The sequence below is a fragment of the Paenibacillus flagellatus genome (genome assembly GCF_003217775.1).
GTDB lineage: Bacteria > Bacillota > Bacilli > Paenibacillales > NBRC-103111 > Paenibacillus_AB > Paenibacillus_AB flagellatus.
Window position 1 is genome coordinate 299724 of the sequence record NZ_QJVJ01000002.1, and the last position, 25677, is coordinate 325400.

Below are 25677 nucleotides of genomic sequence, written 5' to 3' on the forward strand. Positions count from 1 at the left end.
CGCGCATGGTTGGGAACGACCGTTCCCGCGCCGACGCCGACGCTTACTCCAACGCCGACGCCGGAGGCTTGCCGAAGCTGTTCGTATTCGATCTGGACGGCACCGCGCTCGGCGGAACGAACCGGCCGTACGCCCGGCTGCCCGGCACGCTGTGCCGGCTGCTGGATGAGCTGGCGGCGAACGGGTGCGCGTGGGCGACCGATACGACGTGGGACGTCAAGCCGCAAATGCAGCTCGTCCACGCGAGTGACGTCGCGAGCCGCCCCGCCTACCTGATCGGCGGAGCAGGGCTGCAGCTGTGCGCCGTGAACGGGGACGAATGCGTCCCCGTTCAGCCCTATACGGACACGATGAACGCGCGGCTGGAGGAAGCGGTACGGAAGGAGCTGCGGCCGTTCATGCAGGAGCTGTGCGGGACGTTCGCGGCGCGAAGCTTCTCGTTCAACGGGTTCTGGTTCGCGATGACGGCGGCCGACGAATCGGCGGAGGCGCTGATGAACGCCGTCGAGCGCAAAGCGCGCGAGGCGTCCGGGCTGACGATCGTCCGGGTGCCGGAGGAAAACCGGTTCTACGCCCACCCGGCCTTCTTGCGCAAAGGAACGGGGCTGCGGGCGCTGCTCGAGGCAGGAGGATTCCGTCCCGAGGACGTCGTCGTGGCCGGGGACGAGGAGATGGATCTCGACATGATGAGGCCGGAGCTGGCCAAGCACGTCATATGCCCGTCCAACGCGCATCCCGAGGTGAAGCGGCGGGTCGCGGAGATGAACGGGGTCGTCGGCGGCAAGCCGTACGGCGACGGCGTCGTCGAAGCGTTTCGGGCGCTGGCCGAAGCGCGCGGATGGACGCTGCAAGGAGGATGAAGAAGCGATGAGGCTGACGTTTTTGGGGACAGGGGCTGCCGAAGGCATCCCCTCCCCGTTTTGCGATTGTCCGGGCTGCACGCATGCCCGCGCGTACGGCGGGCGCAACGTCCGCAGCCGCCAAAGCGTGCTCGTCGACGACAAGCTGCTCGTCGATATCGGCCCCGACGTGTTCGCCTCGTGCGCCCGGCTCGGCGTATCGCTGCTGTCGCTGGAAGCCGTGCTCGTCACGCACAGCCATCTGGACCATTTCGACCCGAGCGCGTTGAAGCTCCGGGCGAAGCCGTTCCGGCTCGCCACCGAGCTGCCGGAAATCGCGGTGGCGGCGGGTCCGTCCGTCTGGACGAGGTGGGACGAGAGCGGCGGCAGCGACGAGTATGCGGGCATACGCCGGGCGCCGATGATGCCGGGGCGCCGCTTGAGGCTGCCTTCCTACGAGGTCGAAGCGATCGAGGCGTCGCACCATCTCCGCATCGGCGACGCGATGAATTACATCATCGACGACGGGATCGTCCTGCTACTGTACGCCTCCGATACGGGGCTGTATGCGGACCATGTCTGGGAGACGCTCAGCGGGCGAAAGCTCGACGCCGTCGTGATGGAGGGGACGATCTGGAGCCGTCCGCCGGGACGCGAGCATTTGAACCGCGGCGATTTCGGGACGATGGTGGAGCGGCTTCGCGGAATCGGCGCGATCGGAGACGGGACGGTCGTCGTCGCGACCCATTTTTCCCACCAGGGCATTCGTTCGCACGAGGAGACGGAAGCCGACTTGCGGTCGATGGGGGCGGTATGCGCCTACGACGGGCTCGTGCTCGACATCGGACCGGCGGCACACCGGTAAGCCCGCCGAATCGCGGCCTCCGCCGGGGAAGGAGGTGAAACGAAGAACGATACGGCGACCGCGAACGGCGGATCAACCTATTCCATCGTAAAAGGAGCGTGTCATGATGTACGGCCGTATTTCCAAGCTGGGCATGGCGTTGGCGTTGGCGGCTGCTGTCGGGTTTCCGGGGAACGGGTGGGGAACGGGGACGCAAACGGCATACGCCGCTTCGACGATTCCCGCGCTTACGGTCACCGAGATGGTGGCGAATTCGAACGGCGATTCGGGCTCGATCACCGATTCGTACGAGTATGTCGAGCTGAAAAACAATACGTCGGCGCCGATCGACCTGAGCGGGTACAAGTTCGTTTTTTGGTATACGCCGACGGCGTCCGTCACCTGGGATTTGACGGCAAGCCAGACGATTCCCGCGGGCGGCGTCCGGGTCGTCTGGATCAAAAACACGTACGCCCAAGGCAAAACGCTCGCGAATTTCAACGCCCATTACGGGACGAGCTTCACGTCCTCCACCTTGTATACGCTTGACTTGGGGAGCGGGGGCGGCCTCGGCAATACCGGGTTCAAGAAGCTGATCGTCCAAACCGACTCGGGGACGGACGTCTGCACGGCGGCGTACAACGACCGCATCTTCGACAGCACGACGACGGACGAGGACGCGGTCGCGGAGCACTCCGCCATCGTGTACGAGTTTCCGGACTACCGGGTCGACGGCAGCATCGCGATGCGCAAAGTCGCGGCGAATCAACAGCCTACACCCGGTACGGTACCGGCGCCCCCGGCGCTATGGATTACCGAGCTGCTGCCGAATCCCTCCATTTCCTCCACGGACCAGAACGACGCTTACGAATACGTCGAGCTGTACAACAACACCGCATCCGCGATCGACCTCGCCGGCTACACGTTCCGCTACTATTGGGACTACGCCGATCCGACCCATTACGACGACTGGAACATGACCGCGAGCAAAAGCATTCCCGCCTACGGCACGATGATCGTCTGGCTGAAGGGAACGCAGGCGAGCGGCAGGACGCTGGCCGATTTCGCCGCGCACTACAACTTGCCGAGCACGTATTTGACCTCCCCGCGCGTGTACGAATTGACGGTGCCGACTCCCCAAAGCATGGGCAACGAAGGCAAAAAGACGGTGGAGCTGCGTACGGACGCGGGCGCGGTCGTCAGCTCGGCGACGTACAACGACGGCACGTCCAACGACGCCTCGTCGCGGATCGACGTCGATCCGACGGATACGAGCGTCGCGTACGGCTACCCGGTCGACGGAACGAAGCGGATGCGCAAGCTGGCCCGCAACCAGTACCCGACGCCGGGCATGCCGTACAATTGGTTCGTCGGGCAAATGCACAACCATACGAAATATTCGGAGAAAGACGGGGCGCAGACGGCGACGAACACGCCGCAGGGCGCGTTTGCGGCCGCGGTTAGCGAAGGAGCGGACTTCATGGGGCTATCGGACCATTCCGAGCAGCTGGACGACGGAGATCCGACCGTGCCGAACGGCGAATGGGCCGATACGAAGCGGCAGGCCGGCGCGGCGTCCGTGCCGTACGCCTTTTCCGGCTTCGCCGGCTATGAGATGACATACAACACGACAACCGCGATATGGGGCCATGCGAACGTATTCAATACGGACGGGTTCGCGGACCGGTGGGATACGATCGACGGCAGGCAGTACAACATGCACGACCTGTGGGACGATTTGGCCGACCACCCGGAAGCGGTGTTCCAGTTCAACCATCCTGGCGCTTATTGGGGCGACTTCGAGGATTTCCGGTATTACAGCCAGACGGCCGACGATCAGGCGGCGCTGTTCGAGTTCAACGGGATGACCGACACCGTCACGGAAAACTTCGACCGGTACGTCCGGGCGCTGGACCGGGGCTGGCACGTCGCGCCGACCTGGAACGGCGACGTGCACAACGGCACGTGGATGCAGGACGACAACCGGCTCGTCGTCCAAGCGGAATTCAATACGCGAGAGGCGATCATGGACGCCATCCGCGCGAGAAGAGCGTACGTCTCTTACGGAGACCGGGACTTGAAGGTCGCCTTCGAAATCAACGGCAAGCCGATGGGGTCCCGGCTGACCAATCCGGGTACGCTGAACGTGTCCGTCATGGCCGCCAACCCGACGAACGACCCGATCTCCCGCATCACCCTGTACGGACCCGGTGGCCAAGCCATTTCCTCGCAAACGTACGGCTCCCGGCTGGCGCACTATACGACGGCTTTGCCGCCGCAGTACGGCTATTATTTCGCCAAAATCGAGCAGGCCGACGGCGATTGGGCGGTGACGGCGCCGATCTGGATCGAGGACCCGGCTCCCGTCCGGCTCGCGATGAGCACGCAGTCGACGGCCGCGGCCGGCGCGCCGGTGCAGGTGAACGCCAACGTGAGCAATACGACCGGGAGCGCGCTCTCGAATGTGCTCGTCGAGTTTTACAAGGACGACTATTTGACGACGGACGACAATTACAGCGCCGCCAACAAGGTAGGCGAAGCGACGATCGCTTCGATCGCCGCCGGCGCCACGGCCGCCGCTTCGACGACGTGGGCGCCGCCCGGAGGGGCGGGCACGTACCGCCTTTTGGTGCGGGTGACGGCAACGGCGGGGGGCGTTCCGCGATCCGTTACCGGCGGCATTCATATGCCGGAGCTGTATGTGACCGAGGTCGTCGCCAATTCCGCCGGCCATACGGGCGTGGATAACGGCTACGGCGATTTCTACGACGAGGATTACGATTTCGTGGAGATTTACAACAACTCGAAAAACGCGGTCAACCTGAAAGGCTTCAAGCTGCGGGATACGTACAAGACGCCGTACGATATCGCGACGGACTACATTATCCCGGCGAAATCCGTCGGCTTGATCTGGATCAAGAAGAAAAACAGCACGAAAACGCTGGCCGATTTCAACGCCGCGTACGGCACGAGCTTCGCGGCGGGGCAGGTGCTCGAGCTGCAGTCGGACGACGTGAACGGGGGCCTGAGGTTCAACGGCGAGACGTGGGTCGACCTCGTCCGCGACTCGGACGGCGCGCGGATATTCCGGGCCAAGTACAACAACGGCACGAACGTCCGGGAAGTGCACGGGCCGATCGGCACGCACGGCGCCGATCCTTCGGTCGACGGCAAAGCCGTCCGCTACAAGTATCCGACCGACGGCTCGTATTACTTGGAGAAGCTGTCGTCCAACGTATCGCCGACGCCGGGCACGGTGCAGAGCGACCAGCTGGCGCCTTGACGCATCGGCAAGCCCGCGCGTCGACGACTCGTTCGTGGAGACGCTATACGCCTATTCATCAGGGGCGCCCGGTCCGGGCGTCCCTTGGCTCGTTCGCGACGGCGATGCGGCAAATCAAATCGCAGGGACGCCGAATCCCCTGACCGCGATTGTCAGGGAAGGCGGGTTACGATAGATCCGTAAACGAACGAGAAACCGAATAACGGAGGGATCGCGGATGACGATGGCGATGGTGGAAAAAGGATTCGTGCAGGTGGAAGGAACGAAGCTGTACTACGAAACGGCGGGCGAAGGGGAGCCGGTATTGCTCGTCCACGGCGCCTTCATGACCGCGGCGATATGGGATTCGACCGTGGCGGCGCTGTCGGACCGGTACCGGACGATCCGGTTCGACATGAGGGGCATGGGGCGCTCGAAGCTCGGGACGACGCCTTACCGGTCCCACGAAGATATGGGACGGCTGCTGGACGCGCTCGGAGCGGAGGCCGTCCACATCGTCGGGCTGTCGGCGGGCGGGCAGCTGGCGGCCGAGTTCGCGCTTGCGTACCCGAGCCGCGTGAAATCGCTGACGCTCGTGGCGGCGGGCATGTTCGGCATTCCGGAGACGGAGCGGAAGCAGGCGGACGACGCGGCGTTTTACGAGGCGGCGGGCCGCGGCGATATGGAGGCGGCGCTGCGGCTGTGGACGCTCCGCTGGCTGTGCGGACCCGGCCAGCCGGAGGAGCGCGTCGACGCATCGGTGCGCGAGGCGTTCGCCGAGCTGTCCCGCGCCGGCTTGAGCGGCTTCGCGACGTTCGAGATGCCGCAGCTGCTCGACCCGCCCGCCCTCGGCCGGCTCGGCGACATCGCGGTCCCGGCGCTTGTCGTCGTCGGCGATCTCGACTACGACGACGCGCTGCATGCGGCCGATACGATCGCCGCGGCGATTCCGGACTGCCGGATGAACGTGCTGAAGGGCTGTGCGCACATACCGCCGATGGATCGGCCGGAAAAGTTCAACGGGCTGCTGGCCGACTTTCTGGAATCGGTATAACCGCCCCGCCCGTTCGCAGCTTGACTCCCGGTTTCTACCGTGTATGATAGGGGCGTACGGTACGAAACGAAACGGATCGGTCCTGCTGGCAGCGGACCGTTGACGGTAACGGGGAGGACAAGGTCATGGAATGGTGGATCGGGCTCGGGGGAAGCGTCCTGATCGCGGGAGCGGCTTATGCGAAACGGTCGCTGTCGGGCTCGGGGCTTGCGGCGGCCGTCGTATTGGGGACGGTCATGTACGGCATCGGCAGCGCGGTATGGTTCGGTACGCTGATCGCGTTCTTCCTCTCGTCGACGCTGCTGTCAAGATGGAAGCGGAAGGCGAAGGAGCAGGCGGAGAGCGGCTACGAGAAATCGGGGAGGCGGGACGCCGGCCAAGTGGCGGCAAACGGCGGACTGGCGCTCGTCCTGTGCGTCGCCGCCCATTGGTGGCCGCATCCGGCGTGGTGGTACGCCTTCCTCGGCGTCATGGCGAGCGTGACCGCCGACACGTGGGCGACCGAGGTCGGCGGCTTGAGCCGGACGCCGCCCCGGTCGGTACTGACCGGCCGGCGGGTCGCGGCCGGCACGTCCGGCGGCGTGACCGCGCTCGGGCTGGCCGCCTCGATGGCCGGCGGGCTGTTCGTCGGCGTCGTCGCCTGGCTGCTGCTGCAGACGGCGCCGGGACAAATCGAGCCGTCCGGCGGCGCGTCGCCGGAATGGGTCCGGCTGGCGGCGTGGACGGCTCTCGGCTTGTTCGGCGGGACGATCGGGTCGCTCGCCGATTCGGTGCTCGGCGCGACGGTGCAGCTGACGTTCCGCTGCCGCGTATGCGGCCGCGACATCGAGCGCCCGCACCATTGCGGCCAGCCGGCCGCCCGCCTCCGCGGCTGCGCCGGCTGGAACAACGACGCCGTCAACGTCGCGGGCTCGCTGGCGGGCGGCGCCGCAGCCGTCGCGGCCGCTTGGCTCGCCGGCCTGCTCTGACGTCAGGCCGACGCCTGCCGCAGAAGGCGGGCGATCGTGCGCGCCACGCCCGCGTCGTGATGGTGCGGCGCCAGCCAGTCGGCGGCCGCCTTCACGTCGTCGGGCGCGTTGCCCATGGCAACGCCGAGGCCGGCCCAGCGGAGCATATCGATGTCGTTGCGGTCGTCGCCGAAGGCGGCGACCTCCTCGCGCCGGATGCCGAGCTTGTCGCACAGCTTGGCGAGCGCGCTCGCCTTGCCCGTTCCTTTCGGCTGCACGTCGATTTGCCGAGGCGCTTCCGGAGAGCCGTAAACGATCAGCTCCACGCGGTTCGTCGCCTGCAGCCGGTCGCGCGCGTCGGACAGGCTGCGGGTATCGTCGGACTTCAGCAGCACCTTCAGCCAGCTGTAGTCCATTTGCGCCAAATGATGATTGTTCTCCGAGTCGAACACGCCTTCCGCGCAGTAGGCGCGATAGCGGACGTTGTGCTGAAAGGCGAACAGGTTGACCGTCTCCACGTCTTTCCAAGGAAGGACGCTGCGGTTCATCAGCCGTCCGTCGGCGTCCCATATTTCGCAGCCGTTCGCCGAGATCAAGGGAAGCCGCAAGTCCAGCTTCTCGATGACCGGTATCATCCGCATCCGATGGCGTCCGCTCACCAAAACGACGTTCATCCCGGAAGCTTGCGCCTTCCGAACCCACTCCGCGTTTTCATCCGAAAGCGATCCGTCCCGATCGAGAAGCGTGCCGTCCAAATCCAACGCGATCATCTTCAAGCTCATCCGCATGCGACCTCCCTTATCGATTCGTTTGATTACCGGCGTTATATTAATGTGAAATACCATAACATAAATATGCGTGGCCAACAACGGTACCTTTGCCTAATTCGGGAAACTAAACGACTGATGTTATAATATATGACATAACCCAAGTGTCTTCGCCGAAGCCAATGGAAATCATGCTCGCCGACCACGGCGAGAGGGGGGGCGGTACGATCGCTCCCAACGTTGCGGTTTTTCGGCACGGAGCGTCTTCATACGGCGGCATTCCTTTGAAGGAAGAGCCGTTTTTTTGCGTTCATGCGATAATTAGACGCCAAACCTGACATGAAGCGCTTTCTTTTCAGTTTATATAGAAGGTTTATGCGCTATAGTTCGGTCTATATGACGTCGCGCCGGCCCGCATGCAAAGACTCGGCAAGCCGGCCAAAGGAGACGGGAAAAAAGATGCTGTGGAAAACCATCGTCGCTATGGTTCGGTCGTCTCCGTTATGGTTGTTCCTCATCGTCCTGGGTGCGATTATCGACATCGCGTTCCGGTACTTGTCCTCGCTCAGCTATCGATATTTGATCGATCTCGCCCTGCTGCCCCGCGACGGGAAAGCTTTGGCGATCATCATCGGCGCCCTGCTGGTGCTGGGCTCGATCAACGTACTGGCGGGGTTGGCCGGCGATTACGCCAAAGCCCGGCTCGGCTCGACCTTCCTGTTCGACTATCGCCTCCGGCTGTTCGAGCATATGCAGCGGCAGTCGCAGCGGTTTTACGAGCGATTCGGAGTCGGCGAGCTTCTCGCCCGATATACCGACGATATTCCCTCCATCCAGTCGGCCGTGCTTTCGATCGTGACCACGGGATTTCTGTCCGTCGCGAGCGTCGTCGCCGGACTGTCCATCCTGTTCGCGATGGAATGGAGGCTGACCTTGATCGTCGCCGCCGGCTCCGCTCTCCTGTTCGTGCCGTATCGGATGCTCAAATCCCGTTCGGTTGCGCTCGGCCGCGACTATTACCGGCATCTGGACCGGTTCAACGAAACGATCGACGAAAATGTGAAAGCGTACCGCGTCGTTCGCGCGTTCGATCTGCGCCGCAGCATGCGGGAGAAAGTCGAAGAAAATCTTCGCGCGATGCTCTCCGTCGGCGTTCGGAGACAATTCGCGAATTCGAATTTGACCCGGCTGCCGATGCTCGCCGTCTCGATTTTGACGGCGGTCATTCTAGCCTGCGGCAGTTACTTGACGTTCGAAGGGAGTCTTACGATCGGTGAATTTATCGCATACAACTCCGTTTTTTTTACGGTCGGCACGTCGATGTTCGGGGCGGCGTCCGTCCTTCCTTACGCGCTGTCGGCCCGCACGAGCTTGGAGCGCTTGCGGCAGGCGATGGACTGGGAGCCCGACGTGATCGAGCGGGATGGAAGCGAGCTTCCGCCGGTCCGTGCGGAAGTGTCGCTGCGCGACGTGACGTTCGCCTATACGCCCGGCGAGCCGGTGCTGCACCGCTTGAATCTCGCGGTCCCGATCGGAGGCTTAACGTCGATCGTCGGACCGAGCGGCTCCGGCAAAAGCACGGTGCTCCAGCTGCTCATGCGGTTCGCCGATCCGCAGAGCGGAGCGGTCACGTACGACGGGCACGATCTCAAGGAGGTGCGGTACGATTCCCTGCTTCGGCAAATCGGGGTCGTCTTCCAAGATTCCGTCCTGTTCCACGCCTCGGTCCGGGATAACATCCGCGTAGGCAAGCCGGACGCGAGCGAGGCGGATATCGTCGAAGCCGCGCGGGCGGCGGGCATTCACGAGACGATCGTCGGATTCCGCGACGGCTACGATACGTTTGTCCGCCAATACGGGGACAGTCTGTCCGGCGGCCAGCGGCAGCGGATCGCGCTTGCCCGGGCGCTGCTGCGCAAGCCGCGCATTCTGTTTCTGGACGAAGCGACGTCCGCCCTGGATCCCGATACCGAGCGATCCGTAAACGAGACGATTGTAGCGCTGGGGCGCGACATGGCGATCGTGTCGGTCACGCACCGGCTCGCTTACGCCGCGCTGTCCGACCGCATCGTCGTCCTCGATCGCGGGACGGTGGTGGAGTCGGGGACGCACGAACAGCTGCTGGAGCGAGACGGACCGTACCGCCTCATGTGGGAGAAGCAGCAAGGATTCCAGATGGTCCATGGCGGCGGTAGCGCCCGCGTGCAGTCGGACCGTCTGCGCCGGCTCCCGTTCTTTCGCGGCATCGGCTCGGAAGCGCTCGAGGAATTGTCCGGCCTCTTCGTGACGGAGAAATTCGACGCCGGCGCGACCGTGGTTGAGCAAGGCGATCAAGGGGATAAATTTTATTTGATCGCGCGAGGCAAAGTCGAGGTATGGATTACGGCGGCAACGGGCGAACGCCGCAAGGCGGCGACACTGGAGGACGGCGATCATTTCGGGGAAATTGCGCTCATGCAGCATATCCCTCGAACGGCCACTGTCGTCACGGCGGCGCCGAGCTGGTTCCTGTCGCTGTCGTACGACCGGTTCCATCCGCTTCTGCTTCGCTATCCCGCCATCCGGGAAGAGCTTGAAGCGACATTAAGATCGCGAATGCAAAGGAGAGATAGCTGATGCTGCACTGGATGACCGCCGGCACGGAGCAGATGAAGGAGGACGGCGTTCTGTTCATTTGCCGACACGCGAACGACTTGGGGCTCCCGTACAAGTGGAGTACGACCATGAATTTTTTGTATACCACCCTTTACGACTCCGGCCTCATGATTGCCCGGGATGAGCATGGCGACGTCCGGGGCGTACTGGCATACACGTACGGGACCGGAATGGACAAAGGGGCGGATCGGACCCGGATCGAAGTGGTCCTGCTTTACCTGGAGGCCGATTTCCGCCTAGGAACGAATTTCGTACAGGCGATGCAGGCGATGGTCGAGCGCGAGAGCGAACTGTCCGAGCCGATTCGCGAGGTGGAGTTCTATTGCGCCCCGACGGATGTCCGCAGAAGGCTGTTCGGCAAAATCGCCACCTGCCGCGGAACGAAAGTTCATTCCTGCGGCCCTCTCGATTTCTACGTCACCACGCCCGATCGAATTCGGGGCTATCTCGCTCGGATCGCAAAGTAATCCGGGGGCATTCCTTGCAGAAGGAAGACGCAAAGGGAGGCGTCTTCGCGCCATGCGGAAAAAGACCGGCATCGCTGCCGGCCTCCTTACGGTCCGCTTGCCTGGCGACGAGCTTTACGACCGGTCGATCGTTCCGTCATCGCGTCTAGGAATTAAGTCTGGAGCAGCGGGCATATTGCACCCGGATTGTCCCATATCGCTCACCTCCTTCTGCAAATTCAATTTCACTATAAGCGAATAGACTAGAAATAACAAGAAGAAATTCAAAATATTTCAATAAAAGGATAATAGGTGGTGGTTTCGCGTGATTCGATTCGAAGTTTGCACGACAACCGCGCAGTGGGGACGGTTTACCGATTTTTATATCCGGCATCGAACCCGCATTATTCCCTTTTATCGAGTCGGTCTTGCCGTGAAAGACGTAAGGGACTATATGACGGAAGGCCGGGCGGCCCTCATCCTGAACGAGAACGATTGGGTCGTCGGAATCGGAAGCTTCGTTCTCGGTTTGCAAGAGGATGGGTACAAGGACAAAAACATCGCGGTACTGGGCAACAGCTTCTTCGTCGAGGAATACCGGAATAACCGGACGTTCGTGCGAGGATTGCAGAAGCTGGCCGAGCAGATCGAGGATGCGAACCCGCACGTGCGGGAGGTCCGAATTCCTACGGCCGCGGATAACGATTACACGAACCGGCTTTATCGCAAAATGGCGGCCAAGCTCCATACGTACGATTCGAGCTACGGGAAGGTAAACGTCTACGCGACGTCTTTTCGCGAGTATAAGCAGTTTTGCTCCCGATTTTCGTAAATGGACTCAGACGGTTTCGAAAGCTTCACCCGATTTTTTCGCCAATGGTTATTGACGGATAGGGTGCGCTTGGAAGTATGCTGGAAGGGCGAGCGGAACTTACGCTCCCGAAAGCGGTGTAATGGAACGATGAAGACTGGATGGCGGAAATGGCTGGCCTTGCTGCTCGGGCTCGCGGTCATCGCGGGCGCCGGGGGATGGGTGTTCGCCGACACGAAGCGAGCCGAACGGGATCCGCGGGCCGTCGACGGCGTGCTCGACTTGACGCAGCGGCCCATGCACGAAAACGGCCCCGTCCGGCTGAACGGACGATGGGCATTTTATTGGAACGAGCTGCTTCCCGCAGCCGAAGGCGGCTCGGAGAGCAGGACGCAGCCGATATTCGCCGAAGTTCCGGGCGAATGGGGCGAGCTCGGATTGCCGGGACGCGGGTACGCCACCTATCGGCTTGTCGTCCTTACGCAAGGAGACGCCGGTACGCTCTCGCTGCATATTCCCGCAATCGCTCCGGCTTACCGGATTCTGGTCGACGGCCGCGTCATCGCGGAGACCGGCGTCGTCTCGTCCGACAGGACGGCCGTACGGGCCGCCTACCGGCCGCAAACCGTTTCGTTCGAGCCGGCGGGGCCGTCGTTCGAGCTTGCGATCCAGGCGGCCAACGAGCTGTATCCGCGCAGCGGCATCTGGTTCAGTCTGACGCTGGGCAGCGAGTCGTCGATGCTGGCCTTGAAGGAGCGTACGGAATACGCGGAGATGGCGGTGTTCGGGGGCTGCGCGCTGCTCGGGTTGTATCAGATCGCGCTGTTCCTGATGCGGCGTTCCGAACGATCGACCTTGTATTTCGGCTTGTGCTGTTTATTGGGCGCGCTCCGAATCGGGACGGTGGGCGAGATGTACATCGTCCGACTGGACCCGGACGTCGATATTCGCCTGCTCATACACTTGGAATATTTGACTTATTACGGAGGCGTCACCGCGGCGCTGCTGTTCGTGCGGGAGCTGTATCCGGACGAGTTCCGCCCGGCTGCGATCCGGCTGCTGGCCGGCATCGGCTGCGCCTATATCGGAACGGTTTTGCTGCTTCCGACCGAATGGTTCACCCGCTTCCTCGAATCGTACAACTACGTGTCGCTCGCGAGTTTGGCGTACATCCTGTACGGCTTCGCCCGGGCGTTCTGGCGCAATCGCGAAGGGGCGGCGCTTCAGCTGACCGGCTGGCTTATTTTCGTGGCCGCGGCGCTCCACGATATTTTGTACAGCAGCGGATACGCCGTCTGGACGGACGTGCAGCTCGTCCCGTACGGCTTCATCGCGCTCGTATTCATCGAAGCGATGGAGCTCGCCCGCCGGTTTACGAACGCATACCGGATTATCGGCCGCATGTCGGAGCAGCTGATCGCATCGAACCGGATGAAGGACGAATTTTTGGCCAATACGTCCCACGAGCTGAAAACGCCGCTGCACGGCATCATCAACCTGTCCACGGCGCTGGCCGAGGAAAAGTCGGGGCCGCTGAACGCGTATCAGCGGGAGCAGCTGGAGGCGGTCGTCTCGGTCGCCCGCCGCATGTCGAACCTGATCAACGACATTCTCGACTGGTCCCGGCTGAAAAACACCGGCATTCAGCTGGAGTGCGGGCCCGTCGACATTCGGGCCGTCGTATCGGCGCAGCAGGAAGTGTTTCGCCACTATATCGGGGATAAGCCGGTCGAGCTTCGTTTCGATTGGCCGGATACGCTGCCGGCCGTGCATGCCGACGAGAGCCGTCTGCTGCAAATCGCGTACAATCTGATCGGGAACGCGATCAAATTCACGCCGGAAGGCGAAGTTTCGGTATCGGCGAGGTCGGAAGGCGGGATGGTGCACTTGGCCGTCTCGGATACGGGAATCGGCATCGAGGCGGATAAGCTGGAGACGATATTCCAATCGTTCGAGCAGGTGGGCACCTCCGTCGCCCGCGAATACGGAGGAGCCGGACTCGGGCTCGGCATCGCGAGACGGCTCGTCGAGCTGCACGGCGGGCGTATATCGGTGAAATCGCAGGTAGGCGTAGGCTCCGTCTTCACCGTCACGCTACCGGTCAGCGAGGCCGGCGGCGTGCGGGGCAATCCGCTCCGCCCAAGCGAGGGGGACCGCCCGGCGGCCGTTAGGCCGGTCGCGAATGCGGATAAAGCGTTGGCGGCTCCGACCGGCACCGACGGCGGGGCGCGGAAGGAGCGCGTCATCTTGGCGGTCGACGACGATCCGATCAACTTGCGGGTGCTACAAGCGCTGCTGGCCGACGAGCCGTACGAGCTCGTCGCCGCATCGAGCGGAAGGGAAGCGATCGAGACGTTGGAACGGCTGGGAGGCAAGGTCGGTCTGGTCATTCTCGACGTCATGATGCCCGGGCAGTCCGGTTACGAAACTTGCCGGCAAATTCGGCATCGTTATCCGCTGAGCGAGCTGCCGATTTTGCTGACGACGGTGCGCAGCGAGCCTACGGATGTGATGGTCGGCTTCGAGGTCGGGGCGAACGATTACTTGACCAAGCCGTTCCAAGCGTACGAGCTGCGGGCGCGGGCGCGTACGCTGCTGGAGATGAAGCGTTCCGCCGAGGATGCGGTCCGATCGGAGCTCGCCTTCCTGCAAGCGCAAATCAAGCCGCATTTTCTATACAACGCCCTGAATACGATCATGACGTTCTCGCTGGAAGATCCGCAGACGACGCACGATCTGCTGCTGAACTTGAGCCGATATTTGCGAGGCAGCTTCGACTTCAAGAGCAAGGACCGGCTGGTGTCGCTGCGCAAGGAGCTGGAGCTGGCCGAGGCGTATCTCCGGATCGAGCGGGCCCGGTTCGGCGCACGGCTCCGCGTCCGGTTCGAAATCGACGTAGGCGTCGAGTGCATGCTGCCGCCGCTGACGCTGCAGCCGCTCGTCGAGAATGCGGTGCGGCACGGCATCACGAAAAGGGAGGACGGCGGTACCGTCACGATACGCGCAAGCGCCGAGCCCGGCTTCACGACGCTGACCGTCGAGGATAACGGCCCGGGCATGCCGGAATGGGCCCGGACGATCGGATCGGCGGAGCCGAACGGCAGGACCGGCGTCGGATTGCGCAACATTCATCAGCGTATGACGCGGCTTTACGGAACGGGGATCGAGATCGAATCGGGAGTCGACGGCGGCACCAAGATCACGATCCGAATCCCCCAAGCCCTTGACGAAACGAAGGAGGCGAGCCGGTGATTCGAGTCATCGCGGTCGACGACGAGCAGCCGGCGCTGCGCGGAGTCGCGAAAGTGCTGGAGCAAGTGGAGGACGTCCAAGTGGCCGGGCTGTTCGACAAACCGGTCGCTTGCTTGGAATACGCCTTAACCGTGCAGGAGCCGATCGACCTCGTCTTGATCGACATGGACATGCCGACGATGCACGGCTTGGAGCTGGCGGGACGGCTGCGGGAATGCCGGCCGGACATGCATATCGCGTTTCTGACGGCCTATGAGGAATTCGCCAAGGACGCCTTCGACGTAGAGGCGCTCGATTACTTATTGAAGCCGGTCATGAAGGACGACATCGTCCGTACGATCGAACGGGTTCGCAAGAGAGGCGGGCGCGAAACCGCTGCGGACGCTCCGCCCGAACGGGGGATCGCCGTCCATCGCATGGGGCCTTTCTCCGTTATGTCGGAGACGGGGGTTCCGATCCGTTTTCGCAATTCGAAGGGGAAGGAGCTCTTGGCTTATTTGCATCAACATCGGGGCAAGCCGGTCAGCAAGTCGCACATTATGGAGGAGCTTTGGCACGGCCGCGACGTGGAGCGGACGCTGGTCAACCTGCATACGACGGTTTACCAGCTTCGCAAAGATTTGGAAGCTTGCGGGATCCCCGATCCGATTCAACAGTCGAAAACCGCGGGCGGCAGCTACTGCTTGAATTGGCCGGTCGGGTTCGACGATGTCGTCGCGTTCGAAACCGAGGTCGAGCGGTTTCGCCAAAGCTTGTCCGTCGTTCATGCGCTTAGAGCCGTTCAATTATACGGCGGGGGCTACTTGACGGGAAGCGGCTACGGCTGGGCGGCTCCGATGCAGGCGCAGCTGGAGCTGAGCTACGCGATGATGCTCGAAGCGATCGTGAATACGTACGTCCGGCAGCAGCGTTACGACATCGCGATGAATCCGATGCGGAAATGGGCCGAGCTGCTCCCGTTCAGCGTCAGGCTTCATGCGAAGATGATCGCGCTTCTGCTGCTGATGAACAGGGAAGAGGACGCGAAGGATTACCATGGGCTCGTTCGGGAGATGCTCGATCCGGAGGACGACTTGTCGGAGCTGGACTGGGATCGGGTATCCGCCGATCCGAAGGCGTCGTTTTGAGCTTCTGTCACAAAACAAGATCTCATCTCGTTTTATTTGCATAACGAACGAGGAGATGGGAACATGAACGAATGGAAATGCGTCATCGTCGGCGGGGGACATGCGGGGCTTCACGCCGCCAAAACGGTATGGCAATCCGGGACCGCCGACCGGCCCGTTCGAGTCACTGTAATCGATAAGCAGCCTTATCACGTGCGTAAAGTGCTGCTGTTCAGGCCTGCGGTCGGCGACGAGCCGATCGCCGTTCCGTGGGAAGCGATATTGCCCGACGGCGTTCGTTACGTTCGCGGAGAAGCCGTATCCGTCGAAAGCGAGGCCAAGCGTCTTCTGTACCGGGATGCGGAGGGAAACGAGCGCTGGATGGAATACGACGCTCTGATATGGGCTGCGGGGAGCGTCGTCAACCGGCCGAACCCCGGTCAGGGCGGAATCGCGTTAACCGATCCGGAGGCCGCGGCGAGCATTCGGGAGCGCTGGTGCGAGAACGTCCGAAAAGCGGCCCTCGAGACCGATCCGGCGGAGCGCGGCCGGCTGCTGACCGTTGCGGTTGCGGGGGCGGGCATAAGCGGGATCGAAACTTCCGCCGAGCTCGCGCACCGGATGCGGCAAGAGGCGGAATCGCTGGGATTAAGCCCGGATGCGGTCCGGATCTATCTGCTCAACGCGCAGGACCGGCTTTTTTCGGAAGGGCCGGCGAAGGTGGCGCATAAGCTTGAACGGCTACTGGCCGAATGCGGAGTCACGGTTCTTCACCGGAAAAAGGCTCTGCGCGAGCATGCCGGACAGCTGATGCTCGAGGACGGCCGGACGATGCCGGTCGGCTTGTGCGTCTGGACGTTAGGCTTGTCGCCCAATCCGATGCTGAGCCGAATCGGATTGCCGCTTACGCCGCAAGGCCAAATCGCGGTCGACTCCTGCTACCGGGTCCCGGGAATGCCGTTCGTATACGGGATCGGGGACTGCGCGCACATCGTCGACCCGATCAGCGGCCGGGCGGATCGCATGACGTGCAAGGAAGGAATCGCGCAGGCGTCGCGGCTCGGCAAAATCGTGCAGGCCGACCGGGAGGGGCGGCCGGCCCCGTCGCACAAGGGCGTCTTCGATTTCTTCTGCATCGGCTTGGGACCGAACCGCGGGTTGACTTGGACCCGCAAGTGGGGGCTCGATTTCGTCATCACGGGCAAGTTGGCCTGGAGCATCAAAACGTTCGTTTGGGATCGCGCAAGTATGCTGCGGTAAACCGATCGTCGCGGCGGTCCCGGCGGTGCTTACGCGTCCTCCCCCCGGTACGGCGCAAACGTATTCGGCAGCGTTACGGTGAACGTCGAGCCGACGCCGAGCTCGCTCGTCGCTTCGATCGTGCCGTTGTGCGCCTCGACGAGCGCCTTGGCGATGCTGAGGCCGAGGCCGACGCCGCCGCTGAAGCGCGAGCGCGACTTGTCCGCCCGGTACAGCCGGTTGAAGATGTACGGCAAATCCGTTGCGCTGATCCCGATGCCGTTGTCCTCGCACCGGATGACCGTCCGGTCGGTGCTGTAGGCGACGGCGATGTTCACGCGCCCGCCCTCGGACGTATACTTGATCGCGTTCGAGACGATGTTGGAGAGCACCTGCACGATTTTGTCCCGGTCCACCTCCGCATAGCACGGGACGTACGCCGGCTCGAACGTCAGCTTGATGCTTTTGCCGCGCGCGAGCGGCAAAAAATGGGAATGGACGGTGCGCGCGAGATCGACCATATTCGTCCGCCGCACGTTCAGCGAGAACCGGGCGCTCTCCGCCTCGGACAGCCGCTCCAGGTCGTTCACGAGCCGGGACAGCCGAATCAGCTCGTCGTAGATGTCCTGCAGCCGCTCCGGATCCGGCTCGTACAAGCCGTCCACGATCGCTTCGATTTGGGTGAGCAGCGTCGTAAGCGGCGTACGCAGCTCGTGCGTCAAATCCTCCATCAGATGGTGGCGCCAATCCTCCTGCTTCTTCAGCTCCTTCGTCATTTCGTACAGCGTGGCGGCGAGCCGTCTCACTTCCTCCGGCCCTTTCCGCGGCACCTCGAAGTCGCGTTTGCCGTTGCCGATTTCGCCCGCCATCCGGTACACCTCGTTCAGCCGTCTCGATAACAACCGCGCGATGAACAGACTGAACAGGACGGAAGCGGCGACGACCCCGATCAACAGCAGCCGGGAGCGAAGCTCGACCGACTGCTTGAACTCCGAATAGGCGGGCTCCAGCTCGCTGCTGCTCAAAATATAATCCATCCGAATGTAGCCTTGCAGCTCTCCCTTCGCCGTGTAGGGCACCTCGACCGCGTCGGTAACGGGGACGTTCGCCTTCGCGAACGTATCGAACCACAGCTCGCGCCGGTCTTCGCTCTCGAACCGCATGACGATGCCGTACAGCGCGGCCCGGCGCTGCAGCCACTGCCGCTGGTCGGCGGTGAGCGGTCCCCGGACGATGCCGTAGCTGCGCATGTCGTCCATGACGAGATAGCCGTTCTTCTCGATTTGCATCGATTGGAATCGCGAGAACAGATGCTGCCAATTCGTATCGTTCGCAATCGAAAGGAGGATGACGAACACGATCGAATAGAGCAGGAAGCTGGCGAACAGCAGGAAGCTCATTTTGCGGAACAGACGGAACAGGCTGCTCATGCGCCGTCATCGTCCGGGTTCATCGAAAATTTATAGCCGGAGCCGACGACGGTGACGACGTACAGCGGATTGCCGGGGTCCGGCTCGATTTTTTTGCGCAAATTTTTCACATGCGCGTCGATGGCGCGCCCGTCGCCTTGAAAGCGGTATCCTTGGACGGTATACGAAAGATCCGCGCGTCCGTACACTTTGCCGGGCCTGCGGATCAGAACGGAGAGCAGCTTGAATTCGGTGGCGGTCAAATGTGCCGGCTTGCCGCCGGCCGTCACCTCGCGCGCGTCCAGATCGACGACGAGCTTGCCGCCGTTGAACCGGAGCACCTGCTTCTCGTCTTCCCGCTTGGCCGGCGCGATGCGGCGGAACAGCGCGTGGATGCGCGCGATCAGCTCCTTGGCGCGAAACGGCTTGACGATGTAATCGTCCGCGCCCAGATTCAGCCCGTTGATCGTATCGGCCTCGCGCGACTTGGACGTCAGCATGATGACGGGGACGTTCGACTTCTCGCGGATGCGGGCGCATACCTGCTCGCCGGGCATGCCTTCGATCATCAGATCGAGAATGATCAGGTCGTGCTGCGTGTAATCGAACTTTTGCACCGCCTCGATGCCGTTCGACGTAGAGTCCGTCGTCCAGCCTTCCTTTTCGAGATAGGCGATCAGCACGTCGCGTATTTTCGGTTCGTCCTCCACGATCAGGATATGCAACGAAAAACCCCCCAGGCGGCTGTAGTATGGAATATTTTCCACGGCAAGCCTCCGTATTCCTGCCTGCCGCGGAAAACCGTTCCTTCTTTACTCCACGAGCCCGGTCCGCTCGACGCCTTCCACGAACCACCGCTGCGTGAACATGTACAGCAGAAGCGGGGGGAGGATGATCAGGAATGAAGTCGCCATCTTGAGCGGCTCGTCGAAGATCGAAGGGCCGAACTCCTTGGCCTGCTGATCGAGCACCGCCGAAATTTGCGAGATGCCCATCGACAGCGGGACGTCCTTCACCCCGTTCAAGTACATGCTCGGCAAATAGTAGTCGTTCCACGTCCAGACGAAGGAGAACAAGAAGACGACGAGGATGGCCGGCTTGGCGAGCGGCAGCATGACGCGGAAAAAAATGCGGAACACGCTCGCGCCGTCGATTTTGGCCGCCTCCTCGAGCTCCTTCGGCTGTGTCGAGAAAAATTGCCGGTAAATGATGACGAACAGCGCCCCCTTCAGCCCGTGGCCGAACAGCGCCGGCGCGACGATCGGGATGTACGTCTTCATCAGGCCGAACTGGCTTGCGGCGATCAGGTTCGGCAGGATGACGACCTGCGTCGGCACGATGAACGAAACGATGAGGCAAAAAAACCAAAACCGTTTGAACGGAAAATCGAGCCGGGCGAACGCGTAGCCCGCGACCGCGCACGAGATCGTCTGGAATACCGCGACGGAAAGCGACAGGAGGGTGCTGATCGTAAATGCGGTCGGGTAACGCAGCTTCGTCCACGCATCCTGCAGCACGCCCGTATAGATCGACCGCGGTATCCAGCTGACCGCCGGGTCGAGCAGATCGTTCGCATTTTTCACCATCGTCGAAATCATGAACAGGATCGGGTTCAAATAAATGTAAGCCGTATCGATCAAGATCAAGTACAGGAACAACCGGAATAGGAGTCCTTTATCCGCTTCCTTGCCGAGAACGACGTAGCGGGTTTTCGTCAATCCCGTCCGCCAGTTCAGCGACTCGAAGCGGCGTTCCTTCAAGGCGGTCATCAATCTGGTCATCGCACGTCTCCTCCGTCAGCGGGCGGCGCCCGAAGCTTTGTTCACTTTATGGAAAATGCCGAGGATCGCCCCGAGAAACGCCAGGATGATGACGAAGTAAATCCACGCCAGCGCGCTGGACTGTCCGTAGTTGGACGTCGAGATTTGCGTCAAAATCGGGTTCGTCGGGAAGGTGAACAGGTCGACCGTCGTATAGATCAGGTTGAGCAGAATGAACGGAACCATGCCCGGCAGCGTAATTTTCCAGAACACTTCCCACGGCGTCGCACCGTCGATTCTCGCCGCCTCGTACACCGAGCTGCCGATCGTCTGCCGACCGGCGAGGAAGATGAGAATTTGCACCCCGGAGTACCACAGGATGAGGACGAAAGACCCCATAATGTTGACGATCGGCGCGGCCCACGAGGACGACAAGTTTTGCGAGACGAGGGCGGCCACGTTGTATCGCTCCAGAAAGCCGATATCGCCTTCGCCCTGCGTCATGAATTCCCGGACGACCTGGCCCGTCGTGAAGATGACGGGCAGGAAGAAGATCGAGCGGAAGACGGACCGGCCGGGAAATTTCTGGTTCAGCATGATCGCGACGAGCAGCGAAAAGACGATGATGATCGGAATCATGATGAGCGATTGGCGGAAAAACGGGAACAGCTGGTTGTACAGGATGGCGCCGTTCTCGAGCAAAATATATTTGTAATGCTTCAGGCCGACCGGGATGATCTCGATGCCGGTCCCCAATATGCGCACCTGATGAAAGCTCATGTACAGCGAATAGCCGAGCGGGAACGCCATGAACGCCAGAAACCCGACGACCCACGGTGCGATGAACAGCGACCCTTCCAGCTTGCGGATGCCGGCGGCCGGCAGTCTTCTTCGTTTCACCGTCATGGCGCCGTCCCTCCTTTCACGATCAAGTAGTCCATCGGCTTGACGGTCAAGCCGCCCGCCTCATACGGCTTCGTCCCGTAGTTGACGATGATTCGCTTGCCTCCGTCGTACGTCGTCTCCTTCACTTCCGGCGCCAGCGTCCGATGATTCACGATGAACCGGTCCTGCACGTCGCCGAGCGCTTCGCTCATCCGCTGGTACTCCTGCACCGCCTCGGACTCCCAGTCCTGGAAGCTCGGGCTGAACGGGTGCAGCTCGAAGGCGTACTTGAACTGCTCGCCGTTCTCGTAGATGAAAATGAACGACGGTGCCGAGCCGTACTCGAGGTCGCGCAAAAACTGCAAATGGTACTGCTCGCGGTCGTTCGCGTAATCCGACGTGTACGAGACGAGCCCGTGAAGCGCGATTTGCATGAACGGGACCGCCGACGCGGAGAACGAATCGTACGAGTAATCGTCGGGCATCCGGTCGATCGCGCTTACGTACGGTACGGCGAAAAAGCTGGAGCGCATCCCCCGGACGTCGAGCCCGGCGTCGCGAAACTTTTGGAAGTACGACTGCTGCAGCTTGCGGCTTTCTTCCCGGCTGGCCGGAAAATTCGTGTTGAAGTCGCTGTTCAGCGATTCGCCCAGCTGGCCGGTCGTTACGCCGGCTACGCCGAGCGTTTTGAAGTACGCGATGTCCTTATCCAGCACCGGACCGAGGAAGCCGAGGCTGACGAACGGCTCGATCACGGTTCCGCCCAAGTCGCGCAGTCCGTGCCGCTTCTTGTTGAAGCTTCCGGCGTCGGTCGTGTTGACCAAGTAATTCGTATGCAGATAGACCGGGATGCCGAGCGTATCGGCGAACTTGACGAACTGTCTCATCCCGTCGTCCCCGCCGAGCCGGCCGTCGACCGGAGCCGGGGCGCCGAACGCGCTGTAGCCGCCCTTGTTCCAGCCCATGTAGTTGACGGTCATGTTCTCGATGCCGAGGCCGTACAGCCGCTGAACGATCTTCATCGCATCGGCCGTCGTCGTCGTTTTCAAGTAGCGGTCCGTAATCAAGCCCCGCTCGCGCTCCGCCCCGATCAGGTTGATCGTCATCGGCAGCTTGTCGCTTTTCGGCTTGATCGGCTTCATGCCGTACGTTTTCATCAAATAGTCGCGGTACCGCTGCGCCATGCCGACGTAATCCGCCTTCGGCTTGTCGAGCAGCACGTACCGGACGGCGCGGTCGCCGCGGAACCGTTCGTCCTTGTTGTACGTCAGGAAAAACTTGTTTTTGCTCTCGTTGGTAACCTGCTTGTAGGTGGAACGGTAATTTTGCTGGGCGGTGACCCAGTTGTAGCCGCTGAATACGCCCGAAGGGGCGGCGACGATCTCGGTAAATTCGGCGCCGTCCTCGATGATCGACAAGTAGGCGCGGTCGCCCGATTTCGCGCCGAATACCGGCATGGCGACCGTCTTGCGCGATTGCCCCTCGTCGTTCACCTTGAACGACAAATCCGTTCCGTATACCGGCTCCTGGTAAATCCGGTTGACGTTCGTATTGTGCTCCTCGTAAGGAATGAGCGCGCCCGAGCCGTCCGGGACGAACAGATAGCCTTCCTGTCCGTCGGAATGCTCCGCGCCGAAGAACGGATACAGCCGCACCCAGATCAGGCTCAAATCGCCTTCCTTGATGCCGGAATCGATCATTTTCGCGACGACCGAATCGCCCTCCACCTTCACCTCGATCGGGATGGCGATCTGCTTGGACGGCATGTCGAACGTCAGCCGGAAGCCGCCGTCGATCGCGGCGACGTCCTTGACCGTCCCGCGCTCCTCGAGCAGGTTCGACTCCTTCGGCTGCGACAGCTTGCCGGTTAAGTCGATGTAGCGGAACATGACGGGCGCGCGCAGGTGCGTCCTCCAGATCCCTTCCTGCGCCTCCGTCGACCATTGCGACGGATCGGGATACGATCGCCAGACGTTGCCGTTGCGCTTGTCGGCGACGGCGAAGTGACCGGTTTTCGCATCCAGCCTAAGCTCCAGCTCCCCGGATTGCGCGACCGTCCGGAAGTCCTCCTCCTTCGGCAGCTCATCCGGCCCTTTGGCGACTTTGACCGCGCCGGCCGACGACGGGGGGGCGGTCGCGGCCGCCTTGCCGTCGAGCGAGCTCGTATCGAGCCGGGTCAGGACGAAAGCGGCGAGCGCCGCGAGCAGGACGGCGTAAATCCATGCCGTTTTCGGTATTCGATGCAGCAGCGTCATCGCAGCCTCACCTCCTGGTACACCTCGAATAAGAAGTCTTTCAAGTCGCCGCTCAAGCCGAGCACGACGAGGACGAGCACGGCCAGCATGAGGAAGGCGAACAGCGACAGGACGATGTTCACAATCGTTTCGCCGACCGAATAGTTTTGAAGCGACTGGATTTTCCAGAACACCATCAACGCCGTCCAGACGTACAGCATCGTCTGAATAAAGTCGTAGATCGCCTGCTCGGACGCCGTCATGACGTTGGACAAGACGGCCAGCGGCACGCCCAGCACGATAACCGGGACGAGCGCGTACGCGCTGCCGACGAATACGTCCTTGAACCGGCCTTCGCCCCGGTAGATCGAGCTGACGAGGTAGTTCGAGACGACCCAGCCGATCCAGATCAAGCCGTACTGCAGCAGCAGCGACAGCAGGTTGACGCGGTGGGCGTTGACGAGATTAAACGAGAAGCTCGTGAACAGCCGCATGACGACGAGCGCCGCGTAGGCGCCGACGAGGATGACGATCGCGCTCCAGTAGCCGCCTTTGTTTTCGTAGCGCAGGGCGCTGAAGCCGTCGATCGGATGCTTCAGCATGTAGAAGACGTGCTTGAATTGGACGACGAACGGGTTGCTCGACCGCCTCCGATTGCGCCAGGCGGATCTCCACCGGCTCCCGCGCGTCCACCGTTCGGCGGCGGCGAAGCCGACGACGGCGATCAGCGCCGCGGTTGCGAGCGTCGAGAAGTGGCTTTGGAACCATTTCAGCCGGATTTGCCAAAACGAGTCGGAATATCCCTTCTGATCGTCCGCGCGCTTGAACAGCCGAAGCGCCTCCTCGTAGTCGCCCTGCTTGTAGGCCGCTTTCGCGAGTCCGAGCATCGCCGGCGTGAAGTTGGCGTTCAGCCGGAGCACCTCGCGCCAATGCTTCTCGCTTTCCTCGTAGCGGCCGGCGAGCGTCAGCTTGTTCGCTTCGTTCACCTTGATGCCGAATTCCGACAGGCGAAAAATTTGGACGACGCCTTCCTGACCGTCGAGCAAGTACAGGTCGTTGCGGGAGCCGGCGTCGACGGCGACCGGATTTTTCATCAAGCCGAGCTGGGTCGTGTTCGCCGAGGACGGTCCCGCCCAGAAGAAGAGCAGGTTGCCGTTCGCGTCGTATTGGTTGATGTACTTGTAGGACGAATCGATCGCCGTGATGTTGCCGTTCCCGTCGACGGCGATGTCGATCAGCTGCGGCGTGACGGTTCCGCCCGTCGCGAATTTGACGTCGAACGGACGCGTCTCGCCGAACGAGTCGGTCGGCGTGTCGAGCATGTTCAAGCCGCGGATGCTCAGCTTCTTGATCTGGTTTTTCTTGATCCCTTGGCCGCCCGTCGTCGTGTACAGGAAGCCGTCCTTGTCGACGGCGACGCTGCTGATCGCGCCCGGCAGCTTGCTGATTTCGTTGGCGTACATCTCCTTCGTGTACAGCGCCCGCTTGAGCGCGTCGAGCGGGGAGAAGACGGTCGCGTTCGCGCCGTAGAAGCTTTGGAACTTGCCCTCCGGGTCGAGCTGGAGCAGTCCCTGGTAGCCGCCGAGGACGGCGATGTACAGGAAGCCGCGCTTGTCGACGACGAGGCGCGTCGGGTCGTATTTGAACGATTCCGGAATGAACTTCGAGTCCGGCCGTTTGAACTCCTTGACGAGCTTGCCTTCCTTGGACAGCCGGACGACCCGCTTGTTGCCGGTATCGGCGACGTAAATGTCCTGGCTGTCGGTGACGAACACGCCCTCCGGCTTGTTGAGCGGACTTTCCGGCACGTCGATGTAGCGGATCCAATTGCCGTTGCCGTCGAACTCGACGATCCGGTTGTTGCCGGTATCGGCGACGTAGACGTGGTCCCGCTTGTCGACGAACAAGTCCTTCGGGTTTTGCAGCGGAGACGGCTTCGTCGTCCCCGGCTTGTTTTTATCGGGTATCGTCAAATCTTTGCCGAACAGGCCGACCGGCGTATAAGCCGGCTGTGTCCAGATGAGGCGCCCCTGCTTTTCCTTCGAGTTGGTCCAGTACGGCACTCCCGCGTAAGCGGAGAGCGGGATCGCCGCGGCGGCGGCCAGCGCAAGGACGAGAAGCAGCAGGATCCGCCCGGTTTTGATCAGGTTCATGGGTTGACCTCCGA

At 62.0% G+C, this 25677-nt stretch carries 18 protein-coding genes; 11 read left to right on the forward strand and 7 right to left on the reverse strand.

All coding sequences use genetic code 11. The features are described from left to right. Window positions 1-5: 5 nt before the first annotated feature. The 5 genes from DLM86_RS04925 to DLM86_RS04945 all read left to right on the forward strand — a co-directional run bounded on the left by DLM86_RS04925 (window position 6) and on the right by DLM86_RS04945 (window position 6967). A complete protein-coding gene (locus DLM86_RS04925) occupies window positions 6-860 on the forward strand; it encodes an HAD hydrolase family protein (RefSeq protein ID WP_110838854.1) in 855 nt (284 codons plus the stop codon). A gap of 7 nt (window positions 861-867) precedes the next feature. Beyond that, entirely contained in the window at window positions 868-1704 is an 837-nt protein-coding gene (locus DLM86_RS04930; RefSeq protein ID WP_110838855.1) for an MBL fold metallo-hydrolase, read from the forward strand. A 103-nt stretch (window positions 1705-1807) separates the two neighbouring features. Continuing rightward, window positions 1808-4966: a lamin tail domain-containing protein gene (locus DLM86_RS04935; protein ID WP_110838856.1), complete on the forward strand. Its 3159-nt coding sequence runs from the start codon at window positions 1808-1810 to the stop codon at window positions 4964-4966. Between the two features lie 217 nt (window positions 4967-5183). Next, window positions 5184-5999 (forward strand): alpha/beta fold hydrolase, encoded by an 816-nt coding sequence (locus DLM86_RS04940; protein ID WP_110838857.1) that lies wholly within the window; start codon window positions 5184-5186, stop codon window positions 5997-5999. 125 nt (window positions 6000-6124) lie between these two features. Beyond that, a complete protein-coding gene (locus DLM86_RS04945; protein ID WP_110838858.1) occupies window positions 6125-6967 on the forward strand; it encodes a DUF92 domain-containing protein in 843 nt (280 codons plus the stop codon). A 2-nt stretch (window positions 6968-6969) separates the two neighbouring features. On the opposite strand, the gene DLM86_RS04950 is transcribed toward DLM86_RS04945, so the two are convergent. After that, complete coding sequence (locus DLM86_RS04950) at window positions 6970-7728, reverse strand: HAD family hydrolase (protein ID WP_158289333.1); 759 nt, start codon at window positions 7726-7728, stop codon at window positions 6970-6972. A 444-nt stretch (window positions 7729-8172) separates the two neighbouring features. Between DLM86_RS04950 and DLM86_RS04955 the strand changes: the two genes are divergently transcribed. The 6 genes from DLM86_RS04955 to DLM86_RS04980 all read left to right on the forward strand — a co-directional run bounded on the left by DLM86_RS04955 (window position 8173) and on the right by DLM86_RS04980 (window position 17243). Continuing rightward, window positions 8173-10329: an ABC transporter transmembrane domain-containing protein gene (locus DLM86_RS04955; RefSeq protein WP_158289334.1), complete on the forward strand. Its 2157-nt coding sequence runs from the start codon at window positions 8173-8175 to the stop codon at window positions 10327-10329. Beyond that, a complete protein-coding gene (locus tag DLM86_RS04960) occupies window positions 10329-10835 on the forward strand; it encodes a hypothetical protein (RefSeq protein WP_110838861.1) in 507 nt (168 codons plus the stop codon). Before DLM86_RS04955 ends, DLM86_RS04960 begins: the two co-directional genes overlap by 1 nt. Before the next feature lie 304 nt (window positions 10836-11139). Beyond that, complete coding sequence (locus tag DLM86_RS04965; RefSeq protein ID WP_110838862.1) at window positions 11140-11646, forward strand: hypothetical protein; 507 nt, start codon at window positions 11140-11142, stop codon at window positions 11644-11646. 129 nt (window positions 11647-11775) lie between these two features. Further along, the gene (locus DLM86_RS04970; protein WP_158289335.1) at window positions 11776-14877 is read left to right on the forward strand and encodes a hybrid sensor histidine kinase/response regulator; all 3102 of its coding nucleotides are present in this window, start codon (window positions 11776-11778) and stop codon (window positions 14875-14877) included. Continuing rightward, the gene (locus tag DLM86_RS04975) at window positions 14874-16004 is read left to right on the forward strand and encodes a response regulator (RefSeq protein ID WP_110838864.1); all 1131 of its coding nucleotides are present in this window, start codon (window positions 14874-14876) and stop codon (window positions 16002-16004) included. The genes DLM86_RS04970 and DLM86_RS04975 overlap by 4 nt, the downstream gene beginning before the upstream one ends. Window positions 16005-16067: 63 nt before the next feature. Continuing rightward, on the forward strand, window positions 16068-17243 hold the full coding sequence (locus DLM86_RS04980) for an NAD(P)/FAD-dependent oxidoreductase (protein WP_110838865.1): 1176 nt from the start codon (window positions 16068-16070) through the stop codon (window positions 17241-17243). A gap of 29 nt (window positions 17244-17272) precedes the next feature. Here the strand turns inward: DLM86_RS04980 and DLM86_RS04985 are convergent, their stop codons facing one another. From DLM86_RS04985 to DLM86_RS05010, 6 genes are all read right to left on the reverse strand, one after another. Continuing rightward, on the reverse strand, window positions 17273-18652 hold the full coding sequence (locus DLM86_RS04985) for a sensor histidine kinase (protein WP_110838866.1): 1380 nt from the start codon (window positions 18650-18652) through the stop codon (window positions 17273-17275). Further along, window positions 18649-19356 (reverse strand): response regulator transcription factor, encoded by a 708-nt coding sequence (locus tag DLM86_RS04990; RefSeq protein ID WP_110839186.1) that lies wholly within the window; start codon window positions 19354-19356, stop codon window positions 18649-18651. The genes DLM86_RS04985 and DLM86_RS04990 overlap by 4 nt, the downstream gene beginning before the upstream one ends. Before the next feature lie 87 nt (window positions 19357-19443). After that, entirely contained in the window at window positions 19444-20412 is a 969-nt protein-coding gene (locus DLM86_RS04995) for a carbohydrate ABC transporter permease (protein WP_110838867.1), read from the reverse strand. A 15-nt stretch (window positions 20413-20427) separates the two neighbouring features. Continuing rightward, window positions 20428-21297 carry a carbohydrate ABC transporter permease gene (locus DLM86_RS05000; RefSeq protein ID WP_110838868.1) on the reverse strand — a complete coding sequence of 290 codons (870 nt, stop codon included), beginning with the start codon at window positions 21295-21297 and terminating at the stop codon, window positions 20428-20430. Continuing rightward, on the reverse strand, window positions 21294-23531 hold the full coding sequence (locus DLM86_RS05005) for a DUF5696 domain-containing protein (RefSeq protein WP_110838869.1): 2238 nt from the start codon (window positions 23529-23531) through the stop codon (window positions 21294-21296). Before DLM86_RS05005 ends, DLM86_RS05000 begins: the two co-directional genes overlap by 4 nt. Further along, complete coding sequence (locus tag DLM86_RS05010; protein WP_110838870.1) at window positions 23528-25663, reverse strand: YIP1 family protein; 2136 nt, start codon at window positions 25661-25663, stop codon at window positions 23528-23530. The genes DLM86_RS05005 and DLM86_RS05010 overlap by 4 nt, the downstream gene beginning before the upstream one ends. Window positions 25664-25677 lie beyond the last annotated feature (14 nt).